Consider the following 14,453-nt stretch of genomic DNA (forward strand, 5'->3'; position numbering starts at 1 on the left):
TGTTTTGTTGTCAAAGCCCCGTCACCGGGGTGCACATCCCGCCAGAAGCGGGACTCATCAGTCTATCCAACCACGCTGGGCGGCGCAAGATTCCCGGGGAGCGTCACGACATCAGCAGATGCCCCGCCCAAATGCCCAGCACGGCTGCGGCCAATCCCAACACTGCATGAGCACACCACATTCCCACAGCCCGGAGCCGACGACGACGCATCCACAGCTGCGCTGCCCGCAAAGAGACCGTAGCGAAGGTGCTCAGCGCACCCAACAGGCCAACCGAGATCATCGCTAACAGTGCCGGGTGCATCGGAGGCGGCCCATCCGCCGTCGTCACCTCATCCAATGCGCCGAAGAGCAGGCCGATCAGCAGTGAGCCCAGCACATTGGCCAGCAGCACTCCACCGGGGAGAAAACGGTCCAGCAGATAACGGGCGGAGGCTCCTAATGCGCCACCGAAACCCACCCCTACTGCGACGAGCAGCAAATCTGCTGAGATCATCTCTTGGCCCCCTTCGAGCCCTCATCCTCAGGTGCGTCGCAGCCGAAGATCGCATGCCCCACGGTGATGCCCCCTGCTGCCGCTCCACTGCATAGCAGTATGGAGATGACCAGATAAGCGATCCACTCCACCGTGGGGGAGGGGGCAAAGGCGATACCCATCTGCGTGGTGTCCAGCAGTGCCGGGTCAATCAGCTCACGGGGAGTATTCAGCTCTGGACTGGTCGGGAGTCTCATAGAGTCCACTGCGGCCAGCATGACTGAGGAGAACGTGGTGAAGGATCCCAACAGTCCGGTGCCCAGAGTCGGCATGACCCATCCGGGAGTTCGCGGCAGGGCGTGCACGATTCCCACCAGCAGACCCAGCAACGCCGAGCCGCCCACATTGATGGCAAAAGTCACCCACGGGAACTTCATGCCTTGTTCAGGAATCAACTCCCCGAGCAGCCAGCGCAGCAGAGCACCGGCCGCACCGGCCAGAGCCACACAGCCCAGCAGCAGGATGAGTCGCCGGAAGGGCGTGCGGGGGGCGTCGTCGTCGGCGCTGCGCGGCTGACCGGCAGCATGCTGTTCACTCACAGAGTTCATCAGGCGGCGATGCTCACCCGCACTGCGTGGGACACTTCGTGCTCCATAGTCACCGGGGAACCCTCAGGCAGGTGGAGCACCACATCTCCAGAATTGCTGGAGACCACGCGCAGCTGCGCGCCGATTTCCAAGTGCTGTTCAGCCAACAGTCGTAAGGCTTCCGGTACCGAATCATCGACCTGCTCCAGCCGGACCTGGGCGTCCTCGGGCACGCGGCACAGCAGGACTGTCTGGGGATAGCGCATGGAAAGATCCTTCGCTGGAATCGGGTCGCCATGGGGGTCCACTTCAGGGTGCCCCAACTTCTCCGCTAGACGTTCCACGAAGAGCTCGGACACAGAGTGCTCCAGGCGTTCGGCCTCATCATGAACTTCATCCCAGCTGTAGCCAAGGTCCCTGACCAGCCAGGTCTCAATCAGCCGATGGCGGCGCACCATGGCCAGCGCCAATCTGCGACCCTCTTCGGTGAGCCGGATAGGTGCGTAGGGCTGGTGATCAACCAGTCCCAGATCCGCCATCTTGCGGACCATCAGGGTCACCGAAGGATTCGATACGCCGAGATTCTTCGCCAGGGCGCTGGCGGTGACGGCCGCACCTTCCCACTCCGCCAGACCATAGATGGTCTTGGCATAGTCCTCCACACTGGTAGTGGCAGACGCCGTGGCCGTGGAGCGGCCCTGGGCGGAAGTGCGTGGCATAGGCCCCATTCTACGAGGACGGCTGAGCTGCCTGGGGCATTCGGCTCCTGATGGCGCGCGGCAGGACGCCCCGGTGCGGGCTGAAGAGATACGCACAGGTGAACAACGCTGAAGCCGAAAGCACGATCGCACCACCGGTGGAGATATCCCACCACCAGCTGGCATACACCCCGACGACGGCGGCAGCCGCCCCCACTGCTGCTGAGATTCCCAGCATCACGGGGAAAGTACGAGCTACCAGAAACCCTGTAGCACCGGGGATGATCAGCATCGCCACCACCAGAATCACACCTAAGGTCTGCAGCGCAGTCACCGTGGTGAGGGCAAGCAGCACCAACAGTGTGGCACTCAAGGCGGCCACCGGCAGTCCAATGGCATGTGCATGGGTGCGATCGAAGGTCAGCAGTGTAAAGTCCCGGCGCTTGCACAGCAGAACCACCGCTGTCAGCAGCGCCAGCGCGGCCACCTGGAGCAGATCGGTGCGTGAGGTGCCCAGGACATTGCCAAAGAGGATGTGCTGCAAATGGGTCTGGCTGGGGGTACGAGAGATCAGCACCAGCCCTAAAGCGAAGAGCGAGGTGAAGACCACTCCGATCGTCGTGTCACGTTTGAGGACAGTGGAACGGCCCAGCCCTCCGATCAGTCCCACTGCCAGCATCCCGAAGACGAATGCTCCAACGGCCAGTGGGGCGCCAAAAATATAGGCCAGCACTACACCCGGCAGCACGGAGTGCGCCACTGCTTCACCCATCAGGGACCAGCCCATCACCACAAGCCAGGCTGAGAGCATCCCGCAGATGGTTGAGGCGATGACGGCCACCAGCAGCGCGTTCTGCATGAACTCGTAATTTAACGGCTGCAACAGTGAATCGATCATGGGTTTCCCCCGGGGCCGGGATTGCTGAACCCCGCGCTGAACACACTGCCAAAGGCAGCGCTGAGCTGCTGCGGGGTCAGCACATCTTCTGCCGGGCCTGCAGCCAGCACCCGCCGGTGCAGCAGAACGACGTCATCCGCAAGAGCCGCCACGCCTTCTAAGTGGTGGGTGGAGATCAGCACGGTGGTGCCTGCCGCGGCCAGGTCCTTCAAGACGGTGCTGATCAGTTCCTCGCTGCCGCGGTCCACGCCGGCGAAAGGCTCATCCAACAGCATCAAGGGCGCGCCCTGAGCAATGGACCGGGCCACAAAAGCTCGTTTGCGCTGGCCTCCGGAGAGGGCTCCGATGCTGCGGCTACGCAGCTGACTCAGCCCCACCTGCTCAAGCGCCCGATCCACGGCCCGATGGTCCTCAGGGCGGGCGCGCCTGGTGAAGCCCATATGCCCATAGCGGCCGGTCAGAACTGTCTGCTCCACGGTGATGGGGAAAGTGGTATCGATGTGGTCATGCTGGGGCACAAAGCTCACCAGGTTCTGTTTCCGCGCCTGCCCCGGGGCGGTGCCGAAGATGCGCACAGCTCCGCTGCGCAGCGCCCCGGACTGCTTACCGAGCATTCCCAGCAAGGCAGCGAAGAGGGTGGACTTGCCTGATCCGTTGGCGCCTAACAGGGCCGTGATCCGTGCTGGGCGCAGGCGTAGGCTGACCTCCTCCAGTGCAGTGACCCCTGGGTATCCGGCAGTCAGGGACTCGACGACGACGGCGTCGTGCTGGCTTTCAGTCACTGAATCTGCCCTCCGCTCCATTGAGGATGAGCTCGATATCGTATTCGAGCATCTCCAGATAGCTGGGCACCGGGCCGTCGCCTTCGGAGAGTGAGTCCACATACAATGGGTCGCCGAGAGCGGCCCCCGCGGCGCTGGCTGCGCTGCTCTGGGCAGAGTCGTTGACAGTGGATTCGCAGAAAACGGTGGGCACCTGGTTCTCCGAGATGTAGCGGATCTGTGCCTCTACTTGGGCCGGCGTGCCCTCGTCTTCGGCGTTGAGGGGCCACAGGTAGTGCTCACCCAGTCCATAGTCCTCGGCGAGGTAGCTGAAGGCACCTTCGCAGGTCACTAAGTGGATCTCGCCGTTGAACTCCTCGATTCGCGTGCGCAATCGCTCATCTAGCTCCAGCAACTGCTGCCGGTACTGTTCAGCATTCTCGGTGAAGTACTCGGCATCCTCGGGGGAGAGCTCGCTGAGTGCTTCCTCGATGTTGTCCACATAGGTCAACGCCCGCACCGGTGAGATCCACGCATGCGGGTTCACTGGCATGTCTGCGCTGTCAGCGGCCTCGGGGTGGCCAGGCAATCTGGTGACTGGGAGGGTGTCGACACCTTCGGTCAGCGTCACGGTGGGGGCATCGGAGTGCTGGGTGAACTGCTCGAACCATTCCTCCAGCCCGAGGCCGTTGGCCAGGATGAGGGAGGCAGTCGCGGCGTCGCGGACATCGCTGGGCACCGGATCGTATTCGTGAACCTCCGCGCCCAAGGGTGTGATGGAGCGGACCTCTACGCGTTCGCCCCCGACGGCGGCCGTCATGTCCTGCAGGACGGTGAAGGTCGTCAGCACCACGGGGGTCTCTGATGGGTCATCGGCTGCACCGGCGGAGCATGCAGTCAGCGTAAGGCTCAGGCCCAGCACAGTAGGGGCCAGGAGGGACCGCCGCTTCGAGGTCTGGGAATGGGCCATGCCGAAACCATAGTTTAGGTGTGCCTAAAACTGCAAGGAGGGGGTTCGTTCATTCAGCGTCGGCGGGAGTGCAGTGCGGTTTTCACTCCGCTGTGGGTCCCGGTTGCTCGCGGCGCAACCCCTTAAGGGGAGTCTCAGTCCTGGATGGGAGTTGCGCTGTCCAGAGCAAGGGCGCCCATAGCGGCCTCGTGCAGCAACCCGTTGGTGGCCAGACCATTGGATCCGGAGCAGCCGGGATCACCGTCCAAGGAGGTGAAGCGCCCCCCGGCCTCCTGCACGATGGGGACAAGCGCGGCCATGTCATGGAGATTCAGCTCGGGCTCGGCGGCGACATCCACCACGCCCTCAGCCACGAGGCAGTAGGACCAGAAGTCACCGAAGGCGCGGGTGCGCCAGACAGTATCGGTGAACTCCAAGAAGTTCTTGCTGCGCCCGGCCTCGCGCCAGCCGTAGAGCGAGGAATAGGAGAAATTAGCGTCCTCGATGCGAGACACCTTGGAAACTCGAAGCTGTTTGGCTGAAGACAGGGACTTGCCGGTGTAGGCCCCACCATCCTTGGCCGCCCACCAGCGACGACCCAGGGCAGGGGCGCTCACCAGACCCACCACGGGCTCCCCGTGGTCCATCAGCGCAATCAGGGTGGCCCAGACCGGCACCCCGCGAATGAAGTTCTTGGTTCCATCAATGGGATCGATGACCCAGCGCCGCGGTCCCGAACCAGAGGATCCGAACTCCTCACCGTAGACCGCATCCCGCCCGCGCGCCCGGCCCAGCTGGGCGCGAATGTACTCCTCAGCCTGGCGGTCTGCCACCGTCACCGGAGTCAGATCCGGCTTGGTCTCCACCTCGAAATCCTGGGCGTTGAAGGACTGCATGGTCTGCGAGTCCACAGAATCGGCGATCATATGCGCCAGGCGCAGGTCTTCGGTGTAGGGGCTGGAGTGCAGGCTCATAGTGCTTACTCTACGTAGGGTCACGCACTATGACGGCAGTTCGCGCCGTTCAGGGGCGTTTCGGCCGGAAAATGTCGTCATAACGCGTGACCGAACAGGATCGAGTCCGGGGGCCGGCGTATCAGCTGCGTCCGAGAGTCTTCTCCTCGGGGCCGTCCTCTTCACCGGACAGCGAGGCCAGCAGCCCGCGCAGGGACTCCAGCCGCGCACTGCCGTGGGTGCCGGCTCGACCGGAGGCTACCCAGGCGTCCAGGGCGCAGCCTCCCTCCGGCGATTCGTGCCGACAGCCGGGCTCACAGTCAGCTGAGCCCTCCACCAGGTCTCCGAAAGCGGCAAGCACATCGTCGGGATCCACATGCGCCAGCCCGAAGGTCCGCACTCCTGGAGTATCGATTACCCACGATGTCAGCGCAGCGGTCTCATCGAGATCCCCGGCGGGCTCAAGATTCAGCGCCACAGCTGAGGATGAGGTGTGCCGTCCGCGACCGGTCACCGCGTTGACCCCGCCCACCGCCCGGTCTGCGCCGGTAAGGGCATTGACCATAGTGGACTTTCCCACCCCGGAATGCCCGATAAGAGCCGTGACATGGCCGGCCAGCAGCTGGCGCAGCTGTGTCACCGCCGCTGGGGAGAGGGCGGGGTCTTCGGCAGCTGTGTCCTGCTGGGTACGCTGGGAGATCACCGTGGTCAGCTCCAGCTCCCGGTAGTGACTTACCAGGCCAGCGGGGTCTACGGGATCCTGCACCAGATCTGCTTTGGTGATCAGCAGGATGGGCCGGATCTCAGCGTCGAATGCTGCCACCAGTGCGCGGTCGATGAAACCAGTGCGCGGCTCAGGATCAGCTGCGGCCACCACAATCAGCAGCTGATCAGCATTGGCAACAATGACTCGCTCAGCGTCATCGGTGTCATCGGCGGAGCGGCGCAGCAGGCTGGAACGCTCTTCGATGCGCACCAGCCGGGCCAGCGAGCCCTCGGCCCCGCTGGTATCACCCACCAGGCCGACAATATCCCCCGGAACCACGGGTGTGCGGCCCTCGGGGTGTCGGCGCATCGCCTTGGCCCGCATCGCGGTGACCACCCGCTGGTCCTCCAGCATGGAGACGGTATAGCGTCCGCGGTCGACCTGAACTACTCGGGCCAGCTCAGCATCTGCGTGATCAGGAGTATCTTTGGTGCGCGGACGCGAACCCTTCTTGTTCGGGCGTACTCGCACCCGAGATTCGTCCCAGCTGTCCCAGCGGCTCATGAGGCGAAATTGCCGACGCCGGCGGTATCAGCGGCTTCCCCGCGGACCAGCTTCAGCCACATGGTGGGGAAATCAGGCATGGTCTTGGAAGTGCAGCTGATGTCCTCCACTGTCACTCCGTCTAGAGCCAGACCCAATACCGCACCGAATGTTGCCATCCGGTGATCGGCATAACTTTTGACCATGCCGCCATGGGTGATCGGAGAGAAGATGCGGAAGCCGTCGTCGGTCTCTTCGATGCCGCCCCCGAGGCGCCGGATCTCAGCCACCAGGGCGGCGATGCGGTCAGTTTCGTGACCGCGCAGATGCTGGACGGAAGTGAACTTCGTTTCGCCTTCGGCCAGGGCAGCAAGTGCCGCGACGGTGGGGGTCAGTTCTGCGGTGCCGTCCACGGTCCCCGGTGAGACGATCTTCTCCGGGCCTCGCACAGTGAGGGTCAAGGTGTCGCCGCCTGCTTCTTCGGCAGTACTGACTTCTGCGCCAAAGTCCCGCAACAGCTGTATCCAGCGGCGGCCGATCTGCGTGGAGCGTTTGGGCCATCCGCGCATGGTGACTTCTCCGGCGGTGACGACAGCCGCACAGAGGAAAGGTCCAGCATTGGAGAGATCCGGTTCGACCCGGACGGTAAAGGGCGGAATGGGGCCTGGTTCAACGCGCCAGGTATAGGGGGACTCTGAGGAGACTTCCACGCCGAGTTCATTCAGCACGCTCAGTGTCATCTCCACATGCTCGAGAGACGGCACCTGGGTGCCGGAGTGGTGGAGGGTCAGTCCCTGTGCGAATCGCGGAGCGGCCAGCAGCAGCCCGGAGACGAACTGTGAGGAGGCTGACGCGTCAATGGTGATGTCACCGCCGCTGATGCCCTCCGGTGCATGAACGGTAAAGGGCAGGTACTCAATCGCTGCAGAGCCAGCGGTGTCCTCAGCGGTGATCTCAGCGCCAAGTGCTCGCAGGCCCTCGAGCACGGCGCCCATGGGCCGGACACGAGCCTCCGGGTCGCCGTCAAAAGCGGTACGTAGACCGGTCAGCGCCGCTACCGCAGGCAGGAACCGCATGACGGTGCCGGCAAGTCCGCAATCCACCATGGCCTCGCCGCTGCGCAGTTGTGTCGGCAGAGGCGTGACCCGCACGGCGTCTTCACCGGTGCCCTCCCAGTCTTGCAGGTGCTCGATAGTGGCACCGAGACTCTGCAGGGCCTGCAGCATCAGACGTGAGTCGCGGGAGTGCAGCGGGTTGACCACCACTGAGGGGCCCTCGGCAAGAGCTGCCAGCAGCAAGTATCGGTTGGTCAAGGATTTAGAGGCTGGCACTGTCACCTGACCACGCACTGGTGCCCCCGCCCGGGGAGCGCGCCAACCGGCGGTGCTCGAAGGGTCTGGGGGCACCAGTGATTCAGTATTCAGATGTGGCATGCTCGCTAGACGAGGTCCTTGGCCTTCTGAGCCTCCTTGGAGGCCCGAGCAACAGCCTTGCGAGCTTCCTTCTCGGCCTTCTTGAAGCCCTTCTTGGCGTCCTTTTCGTAGGCCTTGAGGGTCTTAGATGCGTCATCGCCGAGACCCTCGGCGTACTTCACGGTCTTATCGGCAAACTTGGTGCCCTTTTTCTTCGCGTCCTTGGCGAGGTGTTCTGCTCGCCATGCCAGCGAAGGCTTGCCAGCCAAATCCGCCGCAGCGATGCCCAGCCCACCCAGGATCGAGATGTTTTTCAGCAACGTCTTACGCTGAGCGGTGACGTCTTCCTCGGTCTCCAGTTCAGCCGAACGGTACTCGGCGTAGCTGTTGAACTTATGCACACCACACAGGGTCAGTGCGGCAAGACGGGGGAATTTTCCAAGAGCCAGTGCAGCACCAGCGGCTACCTGCACGCCGCCGAGAACCTGAACAGTCAGCTTGGTGTTGGAAGTGAGGAACTCTGCCTGCGGAACATAGGAAACGATCTCCTGCAGCGTGGGCTCCAACTGCTCGGTGGCCTCTTCGCTGTTGCGCAGGCGGTCAATACCACCGGCGATAAAGCTGGCACCCAGCAGCGGTCGTGCGACTTTGCGGATGAGGGACATGGGATCCTCCTAGATCGGCTGGCTGACTCGCTGAAGCACTGTCCAAGGACCAATCTACCAAGCCAGCAGGAATGTGACAGGGGGCGACGTCGTTATTCTCGGTATGACAGCAGCAGTTCTGACTCCCACACGAGATCATGCCGTGCGCGTAGACTCATATGCGATGACTGAGCGCACAGCAAAGACTGCCGCACCCGTGGCGGAGGCGATCGACGTCGCTGAAGAGACTGATGCAGCGCGCAGGGCTCGCTTTGAGCGTGAAGCCCTGCAGTACGTGGATCAGCTCTACTCGGCTGCGATGCGCATGACCCGCAATCCGCAGGACGCTGAAGACTTGGTGCAGGAGGCCTACACCAAGGCCTATTCGGCGTTCCACCAGTACAAGCCCGGCACCAATCTGAAGGCCTGGCTGTACCGGATTCTGACCAACACCTATATCAACATCTACCGCAAGAAACAGCGCCAGCCGCAGCAGGCCAATACCGACACCGTTGAGGATTGGCAGATGGCTCAGGCCGCTGAGCACACCAGCACCGGGCTGCGTTCTGCTGAGGCTGAGGCACTGGACCACTTGCCGGATAGTGATGTGAAGAACGCTTTGCAGCAGATCCCGGAGGAATTCCGGCTTGCTGTCTATTTCTCCGACGTTGAGGGCTTCGCCTACAAGGAGATTGCAGAGATTCTCAACATCCCCATCGGGACGGTGATGTCCAGGTTGCACCGCGGACGGAAACTGCTGCGGAGCCTGCTAGCCGATTACGCGCGTGAACGTGGATTCAACCGAGGGGAGGGGAAGTGATGAGCACCGAGAACTGCAAGGACTGTGAAACTAGCGAAGAGTCCTCCGCCCGACTGGAGCGCATCTATGAATATCTGGACGGGGCGCTCTCCCGGGAGGATATCGAAGAGGTGCAGTCTCATCTTCAGGCTTGCCCTGAATGCGCCTCCGATTACGATCTGGAGTGCCTGATTCGCAGCTCCGTGCGGCGGTCCTGCGTGGAGCGTGCACCGGAGACACTGAAGGTCACCATCATTGAGCGGATCAGCCAGATCCGGGTGGAAGCCGGACACGAGTAGCAGCGGGGAGGCTTATCGGCCTCACCGGATGCAAGAAGGCCCTGACGGAGATTCTCCGCCAGGGCCTTCTCTATATGAAGCTCAGGAGTTGGGCCGCTTGCCGTGATTGGCCTTGTTCTTGCGGCGGTCCTTGCGCTTACGTCCGCGCTTGCTCATAGCAGACCTCCTTCTCTAGACAACTCGGCCCAGTTTACACCGATTACGACGACGGCGCCGGTTCAGTGACGCCCAGCCACTGGTACCAGCCGCGGTGGAGCACCAGCCAAGCGATCAGACCATAGGCTGCCTGGCCCGGGCGGCCTTCGTTTGCCGCGAGGTCCTCACTCCACTGCTGGTGGTTGACCAGGGGAGTGAAAGCGTCCACATAAGTGTGGGAGCGCCGGGAGGCCACGTCCTGATACGCCCGGTTCAGCTCAGCGATCCGGCGGTTGCGCTCCTGATCCAGTGTGGGCGTGGGCCCCAGCACCAGACAGCGGGTACCCTCCTGGGACGCGCGATCCAGGATATTTGCCAGATTCAACCGTGAGCGGGCAGAAGAGGTGGCGCTGTCCAGGTCGGTGTCATTGAGCGCGATCGCCAAGAAGTTCTCAGTGTCCTCAGCGTCGCTGAAACGCAGCGACGCCTCCGTCTGCCAGCGATCCGAGAGCGCCTCAGTGCCTTCCCCGGGAACAGCCAGCACATAGTGCTGCAGCTCAATGCCTTCCAGCGGGGTCTTCGAGATCACTCGACCAACCCAGCCCAGTCCACGGGGATCGCCGACGCCGGTGAGAAGCTCATTGCCGACGACGGCGATCCGTAGGTGTCGCATCTCCATTCAGGAAACCTTACAGCCCTTACAGCTCCAGGTGGGGGAAGGCCTGAGCCAGCAGGGTTTCCAGCTCCTTGGCGTGGCGCTTGGCCTGGCCCACCGAGGTCGCTGCGGACTCCTTACGCGCCACCAGCTGCAGATCCTGCTTCAGCAGCGGCTGGAGATTCAGTCCCAGGAACGGCCAAGGCCCCTGGTTGGCTGGCTCATCCTGTGCGTAGACGAACTCCGTGGCAGATGAGTACTTGTCCAGTTCAGCCTGCAGTTCCTCCACCGGCATCGGGTAGAGCTGCTCCAGGCGAATAATGGCAGTGGTCTCGTCATTGTGCTTTGCCCGGGTGGCCAGCAGGTCGTAGTACAGGCGTCCGGAGACCACCAGTACGCGCTTGACCTTCGCTGGATCCACAGCGGCATCCGGAATGACTTCCTGGAAGGTGCCGGTGGTGAAGTCCTCCACTTTGTTCGCAGCAGCCTTAAGACGCAGCAGCTGCTTGGGGGAGAAGACCACCAGGGGCCGGCGCGGCCGTGCCACAGCCTGACGGCGCAGCAGGTGGAAGTAGTTGGCACCGGAGGACGGCATGACTACGGTCATATTGTCCTCTGCACACAGCTGCAGGAAGCGCTCTGGGCGTCCGGAGGAATGGTCCGGGCCCTGGCCTTCGTAGCCATGGGGCAGCAGCATGACCAGCGAGGAGCGCTGGCCCCACTTCTGCTCTGCGGTGGCGATGAACTCGTCAATGATGATCTGGGCACCGTTGACGAAGTCACCGAACTGCGCCTCCCACAGAACCAGCGAGTTCGGGTTCTCCACCGAATAGCCGTACTCGAAGCCCAGCGCTGCGTACTCAGAGAGCAATGAGTCGTAGATGAAGAAGCGGGCCTGATCCTCAGTGAGGTTCTTCAGCGGGTACCACTCGTCACCGTTGGCCCGGTCATGGAAGACCGCGTGGCGCTGCACGAAGGTGCCGCGGCGCGAATCCTGACCGGACATGCGAACCTCGGTGCCTTCCATCAGCAGCGAACCGAAGGCAGCCACTTCAGCGAAGCCCCAGTCGATGCCGCCTTCGCGGGCCATCTTGGCGCGCTTCTCCAGCAGCGACTTCAGCTTCGGGTGCGGGGTGAAGCCCTCGGGGATGTTCATGTGAACCTCACCGATATGGGCCAGCGCCTGCTCCGAGATAGACGTGTCATCAGCGGCCCGTGCGGGGGTCTCGTCCTCTTCAGCAGAAGCCGTAGGAGCCACGCCGGGGTTGGAGGAGCCTCCACCGGATTCGATGGTGGAGACCGGCTGGGTCTGCGCGGCGTGAGTTTCGGTGAACACCCGCTCCAGACGCTGACGGTAGTCCTGCAGTGCCTGATCTGCCTCTTCCTGGGTGATATCACCGCGACCGACCAGCGCCTCGGTGTAGAGCCGGCGGGTGGTCCGCTTGGCTTCCACCAGGTTGTACATCTTCGGCTGGGTCATCGAAGGATCGTCACCCTCGTTGTGGCCACGACGGCGGTAGCAGACCAGGTCGATGACCACGTCCTTGTTGAACCGCTGGCGATAACGGAAGGCCAGCTGGCCCACTCGGGCCACGGACTCCGGGTCATCGGCGTTGACGTGGAAGACCGGGGCCTGGATGGCCTTGGCCATATCGGTGGAGTAGGTCATCGAACGTGCCGAGGACGGCGCAGTGGTGAAGCCGACCTGGTTATTGACCACCACGTGCACAGTGCCACCGGTGCGGTACCCGCGCAGCTGGGACATATTCAGCGTTTCAGCGACTACGCCCTGGCCGGCGAACGCCGCGTCACCGTGGATCAGCAGCGGCATCACCGAGAAGCTGTTGAGGTTGTCAGTGCCCTGGTCGAGGCGATCCTGCATCGCGCGGACAACACCCTCAAGGACTGGGTTGACCGCTTCCAGATGGGAGGGGTTCGCCGCCAAGTAGACGCGGGTGGAGTTGCCCTTATCGGAGGTGAACGCGCCGCGGGTGCCCAGGTGATACTTCACGTCACCGGAGCCGGTGCCGGCGTCGCGGCCTTCGAACTCGCGGAAGACCTGCGCGTAGGTCTTGCCGGCGATATTGGTCAGCACATTCAGGCGACCGCGGTGGGCCATACCGATGGCCACCTCGTCCATGCCCTCATCTGCCGCTTCGGAGATGATGGTGTCCAGCAGCGGGATCAGCGACTCGCCGCCCTCCAGGGAGAAGCGCTTCTGGCCCACGAACTTGGTCTGCAGGAAGGTCTCGAAGGCTTCGGCCGCATTGAGCCGGCCCAGGATGCGGAACTGTTCGTCGCGAGTCGGCTTCTCGTAGGGATGCTCGATCTCGTTCTGGAACCATTCGCGCTCTTCAGGGGACTGGATGTGCATGTACTCGATGCCGGTGTTGCGGCAGTAGGTATCACGCAGCACGCCCAGAATGGAGCGCAGCGGCAGTGCGGACTTGCCGCCGAAGCCGCCGGTGGGCCATTCGCGGTCGAGATCCCACAGCGTCAGGCCGTGGTTCTCGATATCCAGGTCCGGGTGGGAGCGCATCTTGTACTCCAACGGGTCAACGCTGGCCATCAGGTGTCCACGCACGCGGTAGGCGTGGATCAGCTGCTGGATGCGCGCCACCTTGTTGATCTGCTCTTCAGGGTTGACCTGAATATCTGCAGACCAGTGGATGGGCTGGTAGGGGATGCGCAGGGCTTCGAAGATCTCCTCGTAGAAGCCGTCCTTGCCCAGCAGCAGCTCGTGGATGGTCTTGAGGAACTCGCCGGAGCCTGCGCCCTGGATGACGCGATGGTCATAGGTAGAGGTCAGGGTGATGACCTTGGAGACTGCGAGGTTGTTCAGGGTCTTCTCGGATGCGCCCTGGAACTCCGCCGGGTAGTCCAGTGCGCCAACGCCCACAATGACCGCCTGGCCCTTGGAGAGGCGGGGAACCGAATGCACGGTACCGATGCCACCAGGGTTGGTCAGCGACACCGTGGTGCCGGCGTAGTCGGCAGGAGTGAGCTTATTGTCCCGAGCGCGCTTGACGACGTCGTCGTAAGCAGCCCACCACTCGGTGAAGTTCATCTCTTCGGCGGCCTTGATACTCGGGACCACGAGGGCGCGGGTGCCGTCGGGGCGAGGCATATCGATGGCCAGGCCGAAGTTCACGTGTGCCGGGGTGATCATGACCGGCTTGCCGTCCTTGACGTCATAGGTGACGTTCATGGAGGGATGCGCGCGCAGGGCACGGATCATCGCATAGCCGATGAGATGGGTGAAGGAGACCTTGCCACCGCGGGTGCGCTTGAGATGGTTGTTGATGACCGTACGGTTATCGATCAGCAGCTTGGCAGGCACTGCACGCACGGTGGTGGCAGTGGGCACCTCGAGGGAGGCATCCATATTGGCCGCAATGGCCTTGGAGATACCGCGCAGCGGGGTGACCTCATCCTCGCGCTCGCTGGTCTTGTCTCCCAGCTCAGGCTTAGCCGGCTCCGACGGGATCGCTGCCCCGGCGTTGTCAGACTTGCGAGTCACCGGAGACTTCGGTGCCACGGGCTTCTCGCTCCGGGCCTTCTGCGCCGACTCAGGCTCAGCTGGCTTGGCGGTGGAAGGAGTGGTCTGCTCCTTGCTGCTCTGGTTCGAAGCGTTAGGGGAGTCCACCTGAGACTTCGGAGCCTCTTTGGCAGCGGTCTCTTTCGGCTTCTGGGTTGCCGGCTTCGCTGACGAGGCGGAGGATGCGTCGTTTTTCTTAGAAGCACCGTCGCTTCCCGACGGCGAATCAGACTCCAGCCGCTTGAAGATGTCGGCCCACTTCCGATCTACGGAATCGGGGTTCTCCCTGTACTTGTCATATATGTCGGCGACCAACCATTCGTTTCCGGGAAATTCCTCCGCGAGACGGCTGGACGTTAGCTCTGGCACTGTGGATACGCCTCTTCCATATGTGATCTGTA

Annotated in this window: 15 protein-coding genes; 2 read left to right on the plus strand and 13 right to left on the minus strand. The window is 62.8% G+C overall.

Annotated features, from left to right (window positions below; translation table 11 throughout):
* Positions 1-103: 103 nt before the first annotated feature.
* From ABEA23_RS08955 to ABEA23_RS09000, 10 genes are all read right to left on the minus strand, one after another.
* Positions 104-496: a fluoride efflux transporter FluC gene (locus ABEA23_RS08955; RefSeq protein ID WP_345477703.1), complete on the minus strand. Its 393-nt coding sequence runs from the start codon at positions 494-496 to the stop codon at positions 104-106.
* The gene (locus ABEA23_RS08960) at positions 493-1,083 is read right to left on the minus strand and encodes a fluoride efflux transporter FluC (RefSeq protein WP_345477704.1); all 591 of its coding nucleotides are present in this window, start codon (positions 1,081-1,083) and stop codon (positions 493-495) included. The genes ABEA23_RS08955 and ABEA23_RS08960 overlap by 4 nt, the downstream gene beginning before the upstream one ends.
* Positions 1,083-1,781, minus strand: coding sequence for a metal-dependent transcriptional regulator (locus ABEA23_RS08965; RefSeq protein ID WP_345477705.1), 699 nt, complete (start codon positions 1,779-1,781; stop codon positions 1,083-1,085). Before ABEA23_RS08965 ends, ABEA23_RS08960 begins: the two co-directional genes overlap by 1 nt.
* Before the next feature lie 10 nt (positions 1,782-1,791).
* Positions 1,792-2,658, minus strand: a complete 867-nt coding sequence (locus ABEA23_RS08970) for a metal ABC transporter permease (protein WP_345477706.1) — start codon at positions 2,656-2,658, stop codon at positions 1,792-1,794.
* On the minus strand, positions 2,655-3,440 hold the full coding sequence (locus ABEA23_RS08975; protein ID WP_345477707.1) for a metal ABC transporter ATP-binding protein: 786 nt from the start codon (positions 3,438-3,440) through the stop codon (positions 2,655-2,657). The genes ABEA23_RS08970 and ABEA23_RS08975 overlap by 4 nt, the downstream gene beginning before the upstream one ends.
* Entirely contained in the window at positions 3,433-4,389 is a 957-nt protein-coding gene (locus tag ABEA23_RS08980) for a metal ABC transporter solute-binding protein, Zn/Mn family (RefSeq protein WP_345477708.1), read from the minus strand. The genes ABEA23_RS08975 and ABEA23_RS08980 overlap by 8 nt, the downstream gene beginning before the upstream one ends.
* A gap of 134 nt (positions 4,390-4,523) precedes the next feature.
* Positions 4,524-5,342: a histidinol-phosphatase gene (gene hisN, locus ABEA23_RS08985; protein WP_044493172.1), complete on the minus strand. Its 819-nt coding sequence runs from the start codon at positions 5,340-5,342 to the stop codon at positions 4,524-4,526.
* A gap of 121 nt (positions 5,343-5,463) precedes the next feature.
* A complete protein-coding gene (gene rsgA, locus ABEA23_RS08990; protein ID WP_260072705.1) occupies positions 5,464-6,591 on the minus strand; it encodes a ribosome small subunit-dependent GTPase A in 1,128 nt (375 codons plus the stop codon).
* On the minus strand, positions 6,588-8,003 hold the full coding sequence (aroA, locus tag ABEA23_RS08995) for a 3-phosphoshikimate 1-carboxyvinyltransferase (protein ID WP_345477709.1): 1,416 nt from the start codon (positions 8,001-8,003) through the stop codon (positions 6,588-6,590). Before aroA ends, rsgA begins: the two co-directional genes overlap by 4 nt.
* A 5-nt stretch (positions 8,004-8,008) precedes the next feature.
* The gene (locus ABEA23_RS09000; protein WP_044493164.1) at positions 8,009-8,647 is read right to left on the minus strand and encodes a DoxX family membrane protein; all 639 of its coding nucleotides are present in this window, start codon (positions 8,645-8,647) and stop codon (positions 8,009-8,011) included.
* Between the two features lie 163 nt (positions 8,648-8,810).
* Between ABEA23_RS09000 and ABEA23_RS09005 the strand changes: the two genes are divergently transcribed.
* Both ABEA23_RS09005 and rsrA read left to right on the plus strand, forming a co-directional pair.
* A complete protein-coding gene (locus tag ABEA23_RS09005; protein WP_345477710.1) occupies positions 8,811-9,446 on the plus strand; it encodes a sigma-70 family RNA polymerase sigma factor in 636 nt (211 codons plus the stop codon).
* Complete coding sequence (rsrA, locus tag ABEA23_RS09010) at positions 9,446-9,724, plus strand: mycothiol system anti-sigma-R factor (RefSeq protein WP_044493162.1); 279 nt, start codon at positions 9,446-9,448, stop codon at positions 9,722-9,724. The genes ABEA23_RS09005 and rsrA overlap by 1 nt, the downstream gene beginning before the upstream one ends.
* Before the next feature lie 81 nt (positions 9,725-9,805).
* Here rsrA and ABEA23_RS14245 read toward each other — a convergent pair whose 3' ends face one another.
* The 3 genes from ABEA23_RS14245 to ABEA23_RS09020 are packed head-to-tail and all read right to left on the minus strand — an operon-like array spanning position 9,806 to position 14,421.
* A complete protein-coding gene (locus tag ABEA23_RS14245) occupies positions 9,806-9,880 on the minus strand; it encodes a 50S ribosomal protein bL37 (protein ID WP_014300525.1) in 75 nt (24 codons plus the stop codon).
* Positions 9,881-9,923: 43 nt separating this feature from the next.
* A complete protein-coding gene (locus ABEA23_RS09015) occupies positions 9,924-10,538 on the minus strand; it encodes a GDSL-type esterase/lipase family protein (RefSeq protein WP_345477711.1) in 615 nt (204 codons plus the stop codon).
* Positions 10,539-10,557: 19 nt separating this feature from the next.
* A complete protein-coding gene (locus ABEA23_RS09020; RefSeq protein ID WP_345477712.1) occupies positions 10,558-14,421 on the minus strand; it encodes a multifunctional oxoglutarate decarboxylase/oxoglutarate dehydrogenase thiamine pyrophosphate-binding subunit/dihydrolipoyllysine-residue succinyltransferase subunit in 3,864 nt (1,287 codons plus the stop codon).
* Positions 14,422-14,453: the final 32 nt, after the last annotated feature.

Origin of the sequence: Nesterenkonia rhizosphaerae, assembly GCF_039544555.1 — a bacterium.
Taxonomy (GTDB): Bacteria; Actinomycetota; Actinomycetes; order Actinomycetales; family Micrococcaceae; genus Nesterenkonia; species Nesterenkonia rhizosphaerae.